General features: G+C 66.4%; 11 protein-coding genes and 1 pseudogene. 5 read left to right on the top strand and 7 right to left on the bottom strand.

Annotated features, from left to right (window positions below; all coding sequences use genetic code 11):
* The coding region (locus tag JF66_RS10365) for an HNH endonuclease signature motif containing protein (protein ID WP_156109736.1) at positions 1 to 1,069 on the top strand (1,069 nt) is incomplete at its 5' end.
* Between the two features lie 329 nt (positions 1,070 to 1,398).
* Here JF66_RS10365 and JF66_RS10360 read toward each other — a convergent pair.
* The 4 genes and pseudogenes from JF66_RS10360 to JF66_RS25290 all read right to left on the bottom strand — a co-directional run.
* Positions 1,399 to 2,772: an NAD(P)(+) transhydrogenase (Re/Si-specific) subunit beta gene (locus JF66_RS10360; RefSeq protein WP_035877623.1), complete on the bottom strand. Its 1,374-nt coding sequence runs from the start codon at positions 2,770 to 2,772 to the stop codon at positions 1,399 to 1,401.
* Positions 2,769 to 3,074: an NAD(P) transhydrogenase subunit alpha gene (locus tag JF66_RS10355; RefSeq protein WP_035877621.1), complete on the bottom strand. Its 306-nt coding sequence runs from the start codon at positions 3,072 to 3,074 to the stop codon at positions 2,769 to 2,771. Before JF66_RS10355 ends, JF66_RS10360 begins: the two co-directional genes overlap by 4 nt.
* Positions 3,074 to 3,808: a hypothetical protein gene (locus JF66_RS25295; RefSeq protein ID WP_369797997.1), complete on the bottom strand. Its 735-nt coding sequence runs from the start codon at positions 3,806 to 3,808 to the stop codon at positions 3,074 to 3,076. Before JF66_RS25295 ends, JF66_RS10355 begins: the two co-directional genes overlap by 1 nt.
* A 68-nt stretch (positions 3,809 to 3,876) precedes the next feature.
* Positions 3,877 to 4,227: pseudogene (locus JF66_RS25290) on the bottom strand (NAD(P)(+) transhydrogenase (Re/Si-specific) subunit alpha); the annotation flags it as partial.
* A 256-nt stretch (positions 4,228 to 4,483) separates the two neighbouring features.
* Between JF66_RS25290 and JF66_RS10345 the strand changes: the two are divergent.
* On the top strand, positions 4,484 to 5,359 hold the full coding sequence (locus tag JF66_RS10345) for an SDR family oxidoreductase (protein WP_035877619.1): 876 nt from the start codon (positions 4,484 to 4,486) through the stop codon (positions 5,357 to 5,359).
* 255 nt (positions 5,360 to 5,614) lie between these two features.
* Positions 5,615 to 6,796, top strand: a complete 1,182-nt coding sequence (locus JF66_RS10340; RefSeq protein ID WP_035877617.1) for a CaiB/BaiF CoA-transferase family protein — start codon at positions 5,615 to 5,617, stop codon at positions 6,794 to 6,796.
* On the opposite strand, the gene JF66_RS10335 is transcribed toward JF66_RS10340, so the two are convergent.
* Entirely contained in the window at positions 6,793 to 8,277 is a 1,485-nt protein-coding gene (locus tag JF66_RS10335) for a PucR family transcriptional regulator (protein ID WP_035877616.1), read from the bottom strand. The genes JF66_RS10340 and JF66_RS10335 overlap by 4 nt on opposite strands.
* A 103-nt stretch (positions 8,278 to 8,380) precedes the next feature.
* On the opposite strand from JF66_RS10335, the gene JF66_RS10330 reads away from it, so the two are divergent.
* Both JF66_RS10330 and JF66_RS10325 read left to right on the top strand, forming a co-directional pair.
* The gene (locus tag JF66_RS10330; protein ID WP_197059385.1) at positions 8,381 to 10,003 is read left to right on the top strand and encodes an aldehyde dehydrogenase family protein; all 1,623 of its coding nucleotides are present in this window, start codon (positions 8,381 to 8,383) and stop codon (positions 10,001 to 10,003) included.
* Positions 10,004 to 10,137: 134 nt separating this feature from the next.
* Positions 10,138 to 11,352 carry an acyl-CoA dehydrogenase family protein gene (locus JF66_RS10325; protein WP_035877614.1) on the top strand — a complete coding sequence of 405 codons (1,215 nt, stop codon included), beginning with the start codon at positions 10,138 to 10,140 and terminating at the stop codon, positions 11,350 to 11,352.
* Positions 11,353 to 11,378: 26 nt separating this feature from the next.
* Here the strand turns inward: JF66_RS10325 and JF66_RS10320 are convergent, their stop codons facing one another.
* Complete coding sequence (locus tag JF66_RS10320) at positions 11,379 to 13,259, bottom strand: glycoside hydrolase family 15 protein (RefSeq protein WP_051973401.1); 1,881 nt, start codon at positions 13,257 to 13,259, stop codon at positions 11,379 to 11,381.
* Positions 13,260 to 13,533: 274 nt separating this feature from the next.
* A complete protein-coding gene (locus JF66_RS10315) occupies positions 13,534 to 14,877 on the bottom strand; it encodes an alkaline phosphatase PhoX (RefSeq protein ID WP_051973400.1) in 1,344 nt (447 codons plus the stop codon).
* Positions 14,878 to 15,000: the final 123 nt, after the last annotated feature.

Raw genomic sequence — 15,000 nt, 5'->3', positions numbered from 1 at the left:
GGAGAATTGCGCCCGCAACCTCATGTGCCACAGCGAACTCCTGCAGCACAAGCTGCCCGCCACCCGAGCAGCCCTGACGCGCGGGGACATCAGTTACCGCCACGTCGAGGTCATCATCGACAACGTTCTGGCCCTCCCCGATGAAGCCTGGCAGGACTTCGAACGAGAGGCCCTGACCGAGAGTGAAACGCTCACGGTGCCGCAGTTCACGAAGAAGGCCATCCGCATTCGCGAACTCACGCATCCGGAGTCGATCACCGTGCGGCACAAACGCGCCCTGGCTGATCGGTGTTTCTTTGTCGGCCCGGGCCGTGACGGCATGGCGTACCTCGAAATGACCCTGAGCAATGAAGACGCCAGTGCGATCAGGGACCGGGTTGAAGCGATGGCGAAGAACCTCCAGTTGACTGACGAACCCCGCACGCTCCCGCAACTGCGCACCGACGTCGCCGTCGACCTGCTTTTGGGCGGCGTCACCGCGACGGGGCTCGGCGCCGGCATCCGCGGCAACGTCTACGTGACCGTCCCCGTGCTCACCCTGATGGGTAAGAGTGAGGAACCCGGCACTCTGGAGGGGTTCGGGCCGATCGACCCGGAAACCGCCCGGAGGATCGCCGGCACCGCATCGAGCTTCACCCGCATCCTCATCCACCCGGAGACGGGCGCGGTGCTCTCGTTCGGACGTACCAAGTACAAGGTGCCCAATGAACTCCGGCGCTGGCTGCAGCTCCGCGACGGATCGTGCCGCGCCGCCGGGTGTAACCGGCGGGCGCAGGACTGCGACATCGACCACACCATCCCCTGGGAGTCAGGCGGCGAAACCGTATTCTCAAACCTCGCCAACCTCTGCAAACGCAGCCACCGGGTCAAACACGAAACCGGGTGGGCGGTTGAACAAGGCGCCGACGGCACCCTGAACTGGACCAGCCCGGCCGGCAAGCACTACGCCACCCACCCCGCCACCCGAATCAGACCCACCATCCCCACGACCGAACCAGCAACGAAACCAAACACCTGGCTCGACCCCTGGAAGATCCCCAACACCGGCCTCAACACAGCACCGTTCTAACGCCCACGACGAACGCGACGAACGATTAACATCGTCGCGCACCACCACCACGGAAGGGCAAGCCGAGGAACGTGAGAAGGGACTGCGCACCGGGAGCGGGGTTCGCCCCCACTCGCGGCGCACATTGTGGGGGCGGAGGCTAGACGCCAGCCACGTCGTTCAGGTGGTGCAGGTGGTGCCCGCTGTCGTGCAGGAAGTACGCCACGAAGCTCGCCCCGAAGCTCGCCACGGTAAACGATGGCCCGTCGGTTCAGCGAGCAGGAGACAGTCCTCGTCGCTGAAAGCGCCCCCGGTTCATCACCGAGGGCGCCTCCTCCGAACAACCGCGACTAGAGGTTCTTGACGGCGGTCAGCACCTTGGTCAGCGAGTCCTTGGCATCACCGAAGAGCAGGGTCGTCTGGTCTTCGTAGAGCAAGTCGTTCTCGATTCCGGCGAAACCGGGACGCATAGACCGCTTGAGAAAAACAACCTGGCGTGCGAGGCCCACCTCGAGGATGGGCATGCCATAGATGGGCGACCCGGGGCTCGACTTCGCCGCCGGGTTGACGACGTCGTTCGCTCCCACCACGAGCGCCACATCGGCGGTCTTGAACTGCGGGTTCACCTCGTCCATCTCCTGCAGCACCTCATACGGCACGTTGGCTTCGGCGAGAAGCACGTTCATGTGCCCGGGCATGCGTCCGGCCACAGGGTGGATTCCGAAGATGACCTCGATACCCATCTTCTCGAGCGTCACGACGAGCTCGGCCATGGTGTGCTGCGCCTGCGCCACAGCCAGACCGTAGCCTGGAACGATGATCACGCGCTGGGCATAGCCGAGCAGGATCGCCACGTCTTCCGCAGACGAGGAACGTACGGGACGCTCGGAGATCTCGGTGGAACCGGCCGTGGACCCGCCCTTGAACGCGCCGAAGATGATCCCGCTGACGCTGCGCCCCATAGCGGATGCCATGGCGCGCGTCAGGATCGTTCCACTGGCACCCACGAGCGTGCCCGCCACGAGCAGCAGCACGTTGCCGAGCACGAGCCCCGACGCGGCGACCGCAAGACCGGTGAACGCGTTGAGCAGGGAGATGACGATCGGCACATCCGCACCACCGACCGGGTTGACCAGGAGAACACCCGCGATCAGACCCACGGCAAGCAGGATGGTGGCACCGAGAATCCACGAGTTGGTCACGATGACCGCACCGAGGGCAACCGCCGCGACGAGCACGAGCGCCATAACCCAGCGCTGACCCGGGAAGATCAACGGCTTGGTGGGAATCAGCCCCTGCAGCTTCGCGAACGTGATGCATGAACCGGAGAATGAAACGCCACCCACGAGCACGGTGAAGACCACCGCGAGCGACGCGCCAGCCGATTCAACGTGAGGCAGTTCGAGCAGTGCGACGATGGCCGCCGCTCCACCGCCGACCCCGTTGAACAGCGCCACGAGCTGCGGCATGGCCGTCATCTGCACCCGGCGAGACAACGGTGCGGCGATCGCCGCACCGACCACCATGGTGCCGACGATGAGCAGGATGTTGTCGAGCTGCGTCGACAGGAACACGGTGACGAGGGCGATGAGGGCGCCGACCGCACCGATCGCGTTGCCGCGACGGGCGGTCTTCGGCGATCCCAGGCCCTTCAGCGCAAGGATGAAACACACCGCGGCCACGAGATAGAGGCCCGTGGTCCATTCCGAAGAGAGAATATTCATCGTTTCCCTCCCTGCGGGGCGGTGGTCTTGCGGCCCGCGAACATCTCCAGCATGCGGTCGGTGACGACGAATCCACCCACGAGGTTGATCGTGGAAAGCAGCACCGCGACGAGGGCGAAGATAAGAATGCCCACGTTGTCGGCCTGGCCGGCCACGACGATGGCACCCACCAGGATGATTCCGTGGATGGCATTGGCGCCCGACATGAGCGGCGTATGCAGCGTGCTGGAAACCTTCGAGACGACCTCGAAGCCGATGAAGACGGACAGCACGAATATGGACAGCAGACTCATGGGTTCCATTACGACACTCCCTGCGTGGCTAGGGCGGCCAGTGACTGCCGGGTGGGTTCGTGCAGAACAGTGCCGTCGCGGGTGAGGCAGGCGCCCCGCACGAGTTCGTCGTCAAAATCCGGAGCGACCACTCCGTCGACCGTCATCAGCTCAATGAGATTCGAGACGTTCTTGGAGTACAGGCGTGACGCGTCAAAGGGCATTGATGAGCCGACGTCCTTCATTCCCACGAGCGTGACGCGGCCGCTGGCCACCTCGATCGTGACGTCAGTTCCGGCGACACTGCCCTCGACGTTGCCGCCGCTCTCGGCCGCAAGGTCGATGATGACCGAACCGGAACGCATCCCGAGCAGCATCTCGCTCGTCAGCAGTCTCGGGGCCGGGCGTCCGGGAATGGCCGCGGTCGTGATCACGACGTCAGCGTCGGAGACGTACGGGGTCAGCAGTTCCTGCTGGCGTTTCGCCCGGTCGTCGGCCTGTTCCTTGGCATAGCCGCCCCCTCCTTCGGCGGTGTCGAGCCCGAGATCGACGAACGTGCCGCCCATGGAGCGCACCTCGTCAGCGGATGCCGCGCGCACGTCATACGCAGACACCTTGGCACCCAGCCGCTTGGCCGTGGCGATGGCCTGCAATCCGGCCACCCCGGCGCCGAGCACGAGCACCTTGCCGGCGGGATGGTTCCCGCGGCCGTCATGAAGAGCGGAAAGAACCGCGGCAGGCGCATGGCAGCTTCGAGGGTGCATCGATATCCAGCCACAAGTGCCTGCGAGGTGAGAGCGTCCATCGACTGAGCACGTGAAATTCGGGGAACGAGTTCGAGCGCGAAGGCTGTGATGCCCGAGGTGTGCAGCTGGGTGACCACATCGAGGTGGTTGGCCGGCGAGGCGAGACCCACGGTGATCGTGCCCTCCCGCAGGGCAGAAATCACCTCAACATTGAGGGGGCGCACGTGCGCCAGAACATCGATCTCGGTCAGGCTGATTCTCGGTTCCACGGAGGCCCCGGCGTCTCTGTAGGCCGCGTCAGGAAACCCTGCCGCATCGCCCGCACCGGACTCGACCACAATGTCGAGTCCGGCCTTCACGAGCTGGCGAACCGATTCGGGGGTTGCTGCGACGCGCCGCTCCCCCGGATCTCGTTCTCGAAATACCGCTACTTTCATGGTCTTCTCCAGAGTCTCAGTTGTCTTACTACGATTTTTGTTTCAGGTACGTACGTGCAGTCTTGAGCAAATTTCGCTCGTAAATTCGAACTCGGGTCGAAAAGAAGTGGAGTTTTTGAGGGATACGGAAGAATCCGACCGAGTTTCGGGGGCACAGAGCCGTGCGTGCCGACAATTTCGTTTTCGCGCGGGAGCCGACGGCCGACATCCGCCGCCCAGCTCGGGCCGCTAGCGTGGCAGACAACGAAGGAGTCACATGACGGTACTGATCGCAGGATGCGGCGACCTGGGCACAGAGGTGGGCCTGCGCTTCGCTGAACTCGGGCACGATGTGGTGGGACTGCGCCGCAGCGCCGATCGGCTCCCCGCCGCCATCACCGGCCAGTCCGTCGACCTCAGCATCGCCAGGCCCGTGATACCGGCCGATACCGAGTTCGTCGTGATCGCCATCGCCGCTGGACGGCCCACCCCCGAGGCATACCGGGCCGCCTATGTGGACGGCCTTCGCAATCTGCTCGATGCCCTCGACGAAGCCGGCGCCGCACCGCGACGGGTGCTCTTGGTGTCGTCCACCGCGGTGTACGACGTGAACGACGCCAGTTGGGTCGACGAGCAGACTCCCGCGACCCCGAAACCGGGTACCGACGCACTTCTGCTCGAGGCCGAGCAGATGCTGCACGACCGCATTCCCACCGCCACGGTGCTCCGCCTCGCCGGTATCTACGGCCCCGGCCGCGAGCGCCTCATCACGCAGGTGCGCGACGGCGCGGCGCGCCTGTCGGCCCCGTCGCGGCACACGAACCGCATCCATCGGGACGACGCAGCCGCCGCGATCGTGCATCTGTTGCTGCGCGACGACGCTCCGGCTCCCCTCTACCTCGGTGTTGATCGTGCTCCGGTCACCATGAACGAGGTCATCACCTTCCTCGCTGCCGAAATGGGACTCCCGGTGCCCTCCAGCGATCCCGCCGTCACGATCGGCACCGATGGCGCCCGGCGCGAAAGCCAGCGCGGCGGCGACAAGCGCCTCAGCAACCGCCTGCTGCTCGGCACGGGCTTCACGTTTCGCTACCCGAGCTACCAGGAGGGGTATCGGGCCCTCCTGAACGGGGACGGCATCCGCCACCCGTAAGGTTCGGCATCCGCCACCCCGAACGTTCCGCACGCGCCCCTGTCCGCAGTCCGCAGTCCGCAGTCCGCATCCTAAAACCGGCGAATCTGAGACACACCGGGACGATCCGCCACGAACGACGGCGTGTCGCGAAAGTCACCGGTTTTGTGCGGGGCGGGCGAGCTGGGGCAGTCTGCACAAGCGATGGGATGAATCGTCCCGGAGTGAGCCGAGCGAACCCGGTAGGTTCGGGAAGTGCCACCCGAACGGAGCCCCATGCCGGAACACTCGAACGCCACCGTGTCACGCCCCCTCGAGGGCATCCTGGTCGTCGATTTTTCGCGGGTGCTGGCCGGCCCGCTCGCCTCGATGACCCTCGCCGACCTCGGCGCCCGCGTGATCAAGATCGAGCGGCCACACGTCGGTGACGACACGAGAAGCTGGGGCCCGCCGTTCTCCGGCACCGGGTCCACCTATTTCGAAAGCGTCAATCGCAACAAAGAGTCGATCTGCCTCGACCTCACCGATACCGCCGACCTCGCCGTTGCCCTCGAACTCGCGCTCAAGGCCGACGTGCTGCTCGAGAATTTCAAGCCCGGCGGCATGGACAAACTCGGCCTCGGCTACGACACCCTGCGGGAGAAGAACCCCGCCCTGATCTACGCGTCAATCTCTGGCTTCGGCACCACGGGCGGCGCCCACCTGATGGGCTACGACTTCATGGTGCAGGCGGTCGGCGGTCTGATGAGCATCACCGGCGAAGAAACGGGTGCGCCCATGAAGGCCGGCGTCGCCCTCATCGACGTGCTCGCCGCCAAAGACACCACGATCGGCGTGCTCGCAGCTCTGAACGCCCGCCACACGACCGGCCTCGGCGCTCGGCTCGACGTGAACCTGCTCTCAAGCCTGCAGGGGGCACTGGCCAACCAGGCGCAGGCCTACCTCGGTGCCGATGTCTCCCCCTCCCGACTGGGCAACACGCATCCGTCGATCGCTCCCTACGAGACCCTCAAATGCTCCGACGGGCTTCTCGCAGTGGCCTGCGGCAACGACGGCCAGTTCGCCAAGCTCGCTGTCACGCTGGGTGCCGAGCATCTCGCATCCGACGAGCGTTTCGCCACCAACCGCGCCCGTGTGCACAATCGCCCCGCCCTGGTGCGGGCCCTGGAAGAGCGGTTGGCAACGGATGCCGCCGCCGTGTGGCAGGTGAGGCTCACGCAGGCCGGGGTGCCCGCCGGCCAGGTCGGCACGATCGGTGACGGCATCGCCCTCGCCGACTCGCTCGGCCTGGCCCCCACGATCGACGTGCAGGACGCGTCCGGCATCACGGTGGGCAGGCAGATCCGCCACCCGGTGACCTGGACTCCCCCGCTCGAACCTCGCACCCAGGCGCCCCCGGGGCTCGGCGAGCACAGCGCCGCCGTGCGCGACTGGCTGCAGGCCGAGAAACCGGCCTAAGCGCGCAACGCCAGCCAGAGGTTGGCCGAAACATCCGGATCGTCGAGGTTCGCGTCGATCAGCCTCGATGCGATCATGATGCGATGCCGCAGCGAATTGCGGTGCAGGCCGAGTTCGCGCGCCGTGACCTCCCACTGGCCCCGGTTGCGCAGGTAGCAGCGCACCGTCTCCACGAGATCGGCGCGCGCATAGGTTCGCAGGGCCTCGACCCAGGCCTGCGCCTCCGATTCTCGGGCACCGTCGACGGCCACGAGCCGCCCCGGCGCAGCCCGGATGCACGCCCCGCCGACCTCGCGCACGCTCGCCTCCACCTGCGCAAGTGTCAGCTGACCACTGATCGCGGCCGAATACCGCCTGTCTTCGACGGACGGCGCCTCGGCGACCGAGGGCTCCTCCGCGCGATCCCGAAGGACCACATAGCAAAGCCCGTTCACCATGCACCGCAGATCGGACAGGCGGATGCTGCGGCGCAGCTCCTGCGCGGACTCCCCGGTTGCCATCGCCGCCACGAGCTCGCACAATTCGAGGGTCGACAGCCGGTCGATCCCGTCGCCGCGCGCAGCGAGCAGCCGCACGCGCTCGCCCGGCTGGTCGCAGCCCAGCTCGGCGGCCGCGAGCCGGGCGGCCTCCACATGGCCGCCGAGAATCAGCGCCGCCACGGCCGCCCCCCGAGCCGCGCGCGATCGCGCGCGTTCCCACTGCTGCTGGGCCGTCACGGACAGCAACATGCACCCGGTGAGCATGAGCTGGCGATCCGCAGGCCGGAACGGCCGCCCCGCCCGGACCGCCAGAAAACCGGCCGTGCGCTTGTCCGCCACAACGGAATACTCGATCACGTCAGCGCCGTCGAGGGGAAACGTTGCGGCCGCGTGCATCCCCTGCAGGTTCATTCGCTTGCTCTCTTCGCGCAGCTGCGGCAGCACGTGGTTCTCGGCTTCCGGCCAGATAGTCTCCGTGCCCCCATCTGCGGGCAGATACGCGGCCCATCCACCCAGGGCCTCCGCGAGAACCTTCACCACGGATGCCGCCGATTCCGGCCGTCCCACGGCCTGCGCAAGCGAGGTCTGCAGCCGCAAGGCCGCGGAGAAGTCTGTCTGTTTGTCGTGGTTCACCACGTCCCAATACGCGCGCGAGACGGCCATGAAGGGGGTGCCATCGGGCACGATGAGCAGCTGAACACCGTGCGTCCGGCACGCGGCAAGCAGTTCGACGGGCACGTCGTCCGTTCCCGCGCCGAGCCCCAGCCCCAGGGTGTGCACGCCGCGGTCCACCAGTCGCTGCACGTACCGGTCGATGCGGTCGGCGCTGCCGGTCACCGGAATACCCGTGGTCAGGAGCAGCTCGCCGCCCTGCAGATACGGCGTCGGGTCTTCGAGTTCGGAGATGTGCACGCCCGTGACGCTGCGACTGGCGATGCCGGAGCCGTCAGCGGAGCGCAGGTCCGCTCCGAGCCTGTCGCACAATTGGGCGAGACTGACCATGCACCCTCCTTCGGACGATTGCTGGTCAGTCTAACCAGAACGATGCGGCCTTGAGGATGATATGTCTGATGTCAAGAACTCCCCGGGTCAATACGGTGAGCGAATGGATACCCAGAAGCTTGAGACACAGCTGCGTGAGCGAACGCGTCAGGTGTCTGACGAATCTCCCGGTCCTCGGTCGACGGTCGCCACCGAAGGCTCCGAAGGCACCGAAGGCACCGAAGGCACCGAAGGCACCGAAGGCACCGACACGAGCATGGACGCGGCCACCGGCGAGCGCCGGGGCGAGGTCGCCCACACCACCCCGCATGCCATTGACGTGATTCTCCGCTCCGCCCACGCTGCCGCCGTTCTGCTCGCCGCAACGAGCCCTAAGACCCGCGCGATCTGGCTGAACACCATCGGTGCGTGCCTGACCATCAACCGCGAGGAGCTCGTGCACATCGCTGGCGAGGAGACGGGACTGGGCGCGGACCGCCTGCGCTCCGAGCTCGCCAAGGCCGTCACGAGCCTGCGCTTCTACGCGGACGTGGCGCTCGAGGGAAGCTACCTCGGGGCGAGCAGTGAAACCCTCGCCCAGGACAGCACCCTGGCGCGGTGGAACATTCCGATCGGACCGGTCGCCGTGTTCGGCGCCAGCAACTTCCCCTTCGGTTTCGGCATGATCGGGCACGACGTCGCGTCGGCGCTCGGCGCCGGCTGCCCCGTGGTCGCCAAGGCGCACCCGGCGCACCCTCGACTGAGCGTTCGGCTCGGCGAGCTCGTGGGCGAAGCCCTCGTGGAGGCCGGCGCGCCCGACGGCGCCTACTCCTGGGTGGTCGGCTTCGACGCCGGCCTGCGCCTGATCGACGCCCCAGAAGTGCAGGCCGTCGCCTTCACCGGCAGCCAAGCGGGCGGCATGGCCATCCGGCGCCGCGCCGAAGCTCGCGGCATCCCGGTGTACGCCGAGATGGGCACGGTCAACCCGGTGTTTGTCACCCCGGCCGCCGCTCGGGATCACGCCGAAGAGATCGCCGCGGGGTTTGCCGCCTCGTTCACACTCGGAGTCGGCCAGTTCTGCACCAAACCCGGTCTGCTCTTCACCCCTGCCGGTTCCGGAATCCTGCACGCCGTGCGCCGCGAACTGGCCCTCCTGCCCACCGCCCCCATGCTGACGACCGCAATCGCCGCCGGCTACCGTTCGGGAATCGATCAGCTCGCGGCCGCCGCCCGCACGACCTCGGAATCCACGCCGGGAGAGACGCCGACCGTCGCCCCCCGCGTCTTTTCTGTGCTTCTCGACGACCTGCAGCCCGGGTCCCGACTGCTCGAGGAATGCTTCGGCCCCGTGGCGCTCGTCTGCGAATACGACACCGTCGACCGCGCGCTCGACGCCATCTCCCGCCTGCAGCCCGCCCTTGCCGCCTCCGTCTTCACGGGCGAGGCAACGGATGCCGATGGGGACGCCGCCGTGCGCCGCCTGCTGCCCCGGGTCGGCCGGGTTGCGCTGAACGCCTGGCCCACCGGGGTGGCCACGAGCTGGTCGCAACAGCACGGCGGACCGTGGCCGGCCACGTCGCGGCCCGAAGCCACGAGCGTGGGCGCCGGCGCGCTCGGGCGGTTCGTTCGTCCGGTCGCGCTGCAGAACGCGCCGTCTGACCTCTTGCCGCCAGCACTGCAACCCGGCAATCCGTGGCAGGTACCCCGCCGCATCGACGGCCTGCTCATGCCCGTCCCGCTACCATGACATCGCCGACGCAGCCCGGAACCCGCACTCCTGACACAAACACCCCGGACACATGCACCCCGGACACACACGCTCCGGACACACGCAATCCTGCCGAGAACGGCCCCGCTACCCACCATCCAGAAGGAGCTCCCATGACCGGCGTACTCGACCTCACCGACACTACTGGCCCAGCAACCGGCACCGACCTCACAGACAGTGCCGACCTGATCGACATCGACTCCCTGCTCACGAGGGATGAGATCGCGCTGCGGGCATCCGTGCGCGCCTTCGTGGACGCCGAGATCAAGCCGAATATCGCGCGGTGGTACGAAGACGCTGTCTTTCCGCTTGAGATCGTGCCGCAGATGGCCGAGCTGGGGCTGCTCGGCATGCACCTCGAGGGCTACGGCTGCCCCGGACGCAGCTCCGTGGACTACGGGCTGGCCGCCCTCGAACTCGAGGCCGGGGATTCCGGGCTGCGCACCTTTGTGAGCGTGCAGGGCTCGCTCGCCATGAGCGCCATCCACAAGCATGGCTCCGAGGAGCAGAAGAACGAGTGGCTGCCTCAGATGGCCGCCGGTCGGGCAATCGGTTGCTTCGGCCTCACCGAACCCGGCGCGGGATCCGACCCCGGCAGCATGAGCACCTTCGCCCGCCGAGACGGAACCGACTGGGTCATCACCGGAGCCAAGCGCTGGATCGGCCTGGCCACGGTCGCCCAGGTCGCCATCATCTGGGCCATGACCACGGAGGGCGTGCGCGGCTTCGTGGTGCCCACCGACACCCCCGGTTTCACAGCCACGGCCATCACCCAGAAGTTATCGATGCGCGCGTCAATCCAGTGCGAGATTGAGCTCGACAATGTGCGGCTTCCTGCCGACGCCATCCTGCCCACGGCGACCGGCCTGCGCGGCCCATTCGAGTGCCTCAACGAGGCTCGCTATGGAATCATCTGGGGAGCCATGGGTGCCGCACGCGACAGCTACCTCACGGCACTGGCCTACTCTCAGGAGCGGATGCCGTTCGACAAGCCGCTCGCCGGTTATCAGCTCACCCAGCAGAAGCTCGTCGACATGGCGATCGAGATCAACAAGGGCACCCTCCTCGCCCTACAGCTCGGCCGGTTGAAAGACGCCGGGCGCCTCCGGCCGCACCAGATCTCCATCGGTAAGCTCAACAACTGCCGCGAGGCGATCGAGATCTGCCGCGAGGCACGCACCATTCTCGGTGGTAACGGCATCACCCTTGACTACTCACCGATGCGTCACGCGAACAACCTCGAGAGCGTGCGCACCTACGAGGGCACCGACGAGGTGCACACCCTCGTCATCGGCAACCACATCACGGGCCTTCCCGCGTTCCGCTGAGACGCGGCGTGGCGACGGGGTCGGCCTCACCGCATGTACTCTTCGATCCCGTCGTCCAACCGCGTGGCTGCACGCACCTGTTCCGCCTCGATCAGCCGGGTGGCGGCGTCGATCAACGCGAGATGCGTGAAGGCCTGAGGAAAGTTCCCCAGATGCTGCCCGGTCGACGCGTCGATCTCCTCCGCGTAGAGGTGGAGGGGCCCGGCGAAGGAGAGCAGCTTCTCGAACAGAGCAGAGGCAGCGTCGAATTCGCCGATCATCGAGAGGGCGGACACCAACCAGAAGGAGCAGATACTGAAGGTGCCTTCCTCTCCGCTCAGCCCGTCATCCGTACTGGCGACCCGATAGCGCAGAACGAGTCCTTGCTCCGTGAGCTCGTCCGCAATCGCGAGCACGGTGGCGCGCACGCGCACATCGTCGGGCGGCAGAAACCCCATCAGCGGGAGCAGCAGGAGCGACGCGTCCAGGTCCGTCGTGTCGTAGTGCTGCCGGAATACCCCGCGGTCACTCACTCCGCGGTCGCAGATGTCCGCTTTGAGGGCGTCGGCCGCTGCCCGCCACCGAGCGGCGTGCGCGGCATCGCCCCGTCCCTCGGCGATCCGTGCGCCCCGATCGGCCGCGACCCAGCACATCACCTTGGAGGCCACGAAATGCTGCGGTTCTCCGCGCATCTCCCAAATTCCTTGGTCGGGCTGGGCGCTGCGTTCCAGCGCGGTGTCCACGAGCTCGGCCAGGTGCGCCCACACCCCGGGCGTGATCTGCCCGCCGCCGCGGATGTGCTCCTCGACCGAATCGAGGAGCATTCCCCAGACGTCGTGCTGGTGCTGGTCGAAGGCTCCATTTCCGGTGCGCACGGGGCGAGAACCCCGATAACCCGACAGGTGGTCGAGAGTGTGTTCCGTGAGGTCACGTTCCCCGCCGATCCCGTACATGATCTGGAGGTCCCACGGTGCGCCCGGTTTCCCCGCGCTCATGGCATCGAGGATAAAGGCGAAGTAATCGAACGCCTCCCAGTTCAGCCCGAGCCCGTGCAGGGCGCGCAGCATGAATGCCGTGTCCCGAATCCACGTGTACCGGTAGTCCCAGTTGCGTTCGCCACCCGGGGTCTCGGGCAGCGATGTCGTCGCGGCAGCCATGATCGCCCCGGTCGGCGCATAGCTGAGACCTTTCAGCGCAAGCGCGCTGCGCTCGAGATAGGGGCGAAAGCGATGGTCGGGAAAACTGGCCATGCTCAGCCAGTCCCGCCAGTACTCCTCCGTGTGGCGGAGTTTACCGAGGGCGTCGTCAAGACCGGTCGGCACGCCGTTGTCCCAGGAGATCGCGACGTAGGCCGAGTCACCGGCCTCGAGGGTGGTGCGCCCCGTGCAGCGGGCACCGACGACCCCGAGTGGAATGCTGCCGCCCAGGATGAGTGACAGGTCTCCCTGCACCATCTTCGCCCGGTCGTAGCCGGGGCCGTCGAATTGCCACTCCCCCTGGGTCTTGCCGTACTCGAACAGCGGCAGGCAATTCACCTCAACCTCAACACGCCCGTCGAAGCAGGTCGCAATGCGCAGCAGGGTGCGCTGCGAAATCGCGTCGCCGGGCGAACGCCGATAGCCGGCGCGCCGGTGGTCCTCCAGCGGACCCATGACGAGAACGTCCTGGATGGTCAGCCAACCGGTCGGTGTGTGCCAGGTGGTCTCGAGCACCATGGTGCCGGGCAGGTAGCGCCGCTGCTCAGGAACCGTGGAATTGGTTGGGCCGAACCGGAACGACCCAGCCGTTCGGTCCAGCAGCGAACCGAACACACTCGGCGCATCCGGGCGGGGAAGGCACAGCCACTCCACCGATCCGTCCGGCGCGATGAGGGTGCTCACCTCGCAGTCGGAAAGAAAGGCGTAGTCGGCAATCGGTGGAAATATCATGAGCGGGTCAACCTCCGGTCGTTCGCTGTCTGCAGCACGGGGCGGGTGCCTCTCCGGCCCCTGCGGGGCCTTCAGGGTCAGACACGACGGCGGTGCTCGTTCGACATCCGACCGGGGATTTCGCGAGGAACATGCGCTGTCGAGGATCACCCACGTGAGGGGGCCTGTCAATGGGGGTATCGCACTCGCACCACAATCGCCGCCCCCGCCGAGAAATGCCGGTGACGGCAATTCCCGGCGGAAGCGGCGACGGCCCCGCGTGGGTGTGTTCTGATCAGTCCTTGGTGATCTTCCAGATGCCGTCGGCGAGCGCCTTGTCGGGGTGCTGAACGCTCACGAACAGCTCCTTCGGGTTCTTACCGAAATAGATCCCGGTGGTCTCTGCTCCCTGGTCGGTGAGGGAGGCGAACAGGTCGACGCTCTTCGAGTTACCGGCGGAATTCGTGCGCTTGTCGGCGCGGTACACGTCGCTGAAGCTGTTGTCTTCAACGATCCACAGGGCACCATCGGGTCCTTCGGCCAGGTTGTCCGGGCTGTTGAAACCGGTCACGCCGGCGGCCTGGTCTTCGACCGGCACGTTGACGCCGGCCTCGACAAACGAGGTGAGCACGTTCTTCTTCAGGTCAATCGCGATCACTCGGTCCTCAGAGGTATTCGCGACGTAGAGCGTGCTGCCGATGACCTCAACGTCTTCGGGGCGACCGAATTCCGTCGCAGCGACCGCGTTCGACGCAACGTCGGCATCCGTGACGACCTGATTCTGGTCGAGGGTCACCCACTCGAAAGCCCCGACCTTGTCGGTGAACGTGGCCTGGTTCCAGAGCTGGTCGGCGTCGGCGAGATCGGTGAGCTTGAGGGCGTACAGCTGGCCCGCTGAGAGGTCCCCCCGGGTGGTCGGCACGAACTTGTAGATCGACCCGCCGTTGAGCTCGTCGATGACGTACACGTTGCCGGCCTTGTCCACGTCGATGCCCTCGTGGCGCAGGCTGCCCAGAGCGGTGCGCTCCTCGATCTTGGTGACCTTGGTGAGGTCCTTCTCGTCGAGGAAGAGCTCGTAGACCTTGCCACCCGGCGTTTCCTCGGTGACCAGCAGGGTGCCCCACGACGTCCAGCGGATTCCGTCGAGTCGATTCCAGTCGGCTCGCTGGGCGATGACGGTAGCCGTGCCCGTCTTGAGGTCGGTCACGGCAACGGCACCGTTGTCGTTGACCTCGTAGGTGTTGTACAGGTAGCGACCCGCCTCACGGCCGGTCTCGTTCTGTGTGTTCATGTCATGCAGGTCTGAGACGCCCGGGTAGACATCGAGAACCGTCTCGTCCTGAACCATGGACTGTGTGAATCCGGAGGGCACCAGGTAGGGAACGGTCCAGTCGCTGCTGGCCTGCCCGTATGCCGAGGCATCGAGGGCCGCGAACGAGAACGGACCGTGCTCGGAGTCGTCGGAGTGGTCTTTCTTACCGTCGGTGCGGTCCTTGTCGGACGAGTGCTGATCCCGCGAATGACCCCGGTCGTCGTGCTTCGGGCCGTCCTCGGACCGGGCGGAATCTGCGTGAGCCGCGCTAGCGAGACTGAGCATGAGAGATACAAAAACTGCGCCAGTGGCGATCTTCTTGAGCATATCTATCTTTCTGTGTCGGTAACTGAGAACCTTTCGAGACTATGAGCAAGACGTGAACACCCGGCAACGTGCGGCCATCGTTGTCATGACGTCTCTATCGTCTTCCCGTCACCGCGGAAAGCT

This window comes from Cryobacterium sp. MLB-32 (assembly GCF_000738085.1).
Lineage (GTDB): Bacteria > Actinomycetota > Actinomycetes > Actinomycetales > Microbacteriaceae > Cryobacterium.
This window is presented reverse-complemented; position numbering and strand designations above follow the sequence as displayed.

Excerpts from the sequence above, each read along its gene's own strand:
- JF66_RS10325 (WP_035877614.1), top strand. The coding sequence starts at position 10,138 with ATGACCGGCGTACTCGACCTCACCGACACTACTGGCCCAGCAACCGGC.
- JF66_RS10360 (WP_035877623.1), bottom strand. The coding sequence starts at position 2,772 with ATGAATATTCTCTCTTCGGAATGGACCACGGGCCTCTATCTCGTGGCC.
- JF66_RS10340 (WP_035877617.1), top strand. The coding sequence starts at position 5,615 with ATGCCGGAACACTCGAACGCCACCGTGTCACGCCCCCTCGAGGGCATC.
- JF66_RS10335 (WP_035877616.1), bottom strand. The coding sequence starts at position 8,277 with ATGGTCAGTCTCGCCCAATTGTGCGACAGGCTCGGAGCGGACCTGCGC.
- JF66_RS10345 (WP_035877619.1), top strand. The coding sequence starts at position 4,484 with ATGACGGTACTGATCGCAGGATGCGGCGACCTGGGCACAGAGGTGGGC.
- JF66_RS10315 (WP_051973400.1), bottom strand. The coding sequence starts at position 14,877 with ATGCTCAAGAAGATCGCCACTGGCGCAGTTTTTGTATCTCTCATGCTC.
- JF66_RS25295 (WP_369797997.1), bottom strand. The coding sequence starts at position 3,808 with ATGCACCCTCGAAGCTGCCATGCGCCTGCCGCGGTTCTTTCCGCTCTT.
- JF66_RS10355 (WP_035877621.1), bottom strand. The coding sequence starts at position 3,074 with ATGGAACCCATGAGTCTGCTGTCCATATTCGTGCTGTCCGTCTTCATC.
- JF66_RS10320 (WP_051973401.1), bottom strand. The coding sequence starts at position 13,259 with ATGATATTTCCACCGATTGCCGACTACGCCTTTCTTTCCGACTGCGAG.
- JF66_RS10330 (WP_197059385.1), top strand. The coding sequence starts at position 8,381 with ATGGATACCCAGAAGCTTGAGACACAGCTGCGTGAGCGAACGCGTCAG.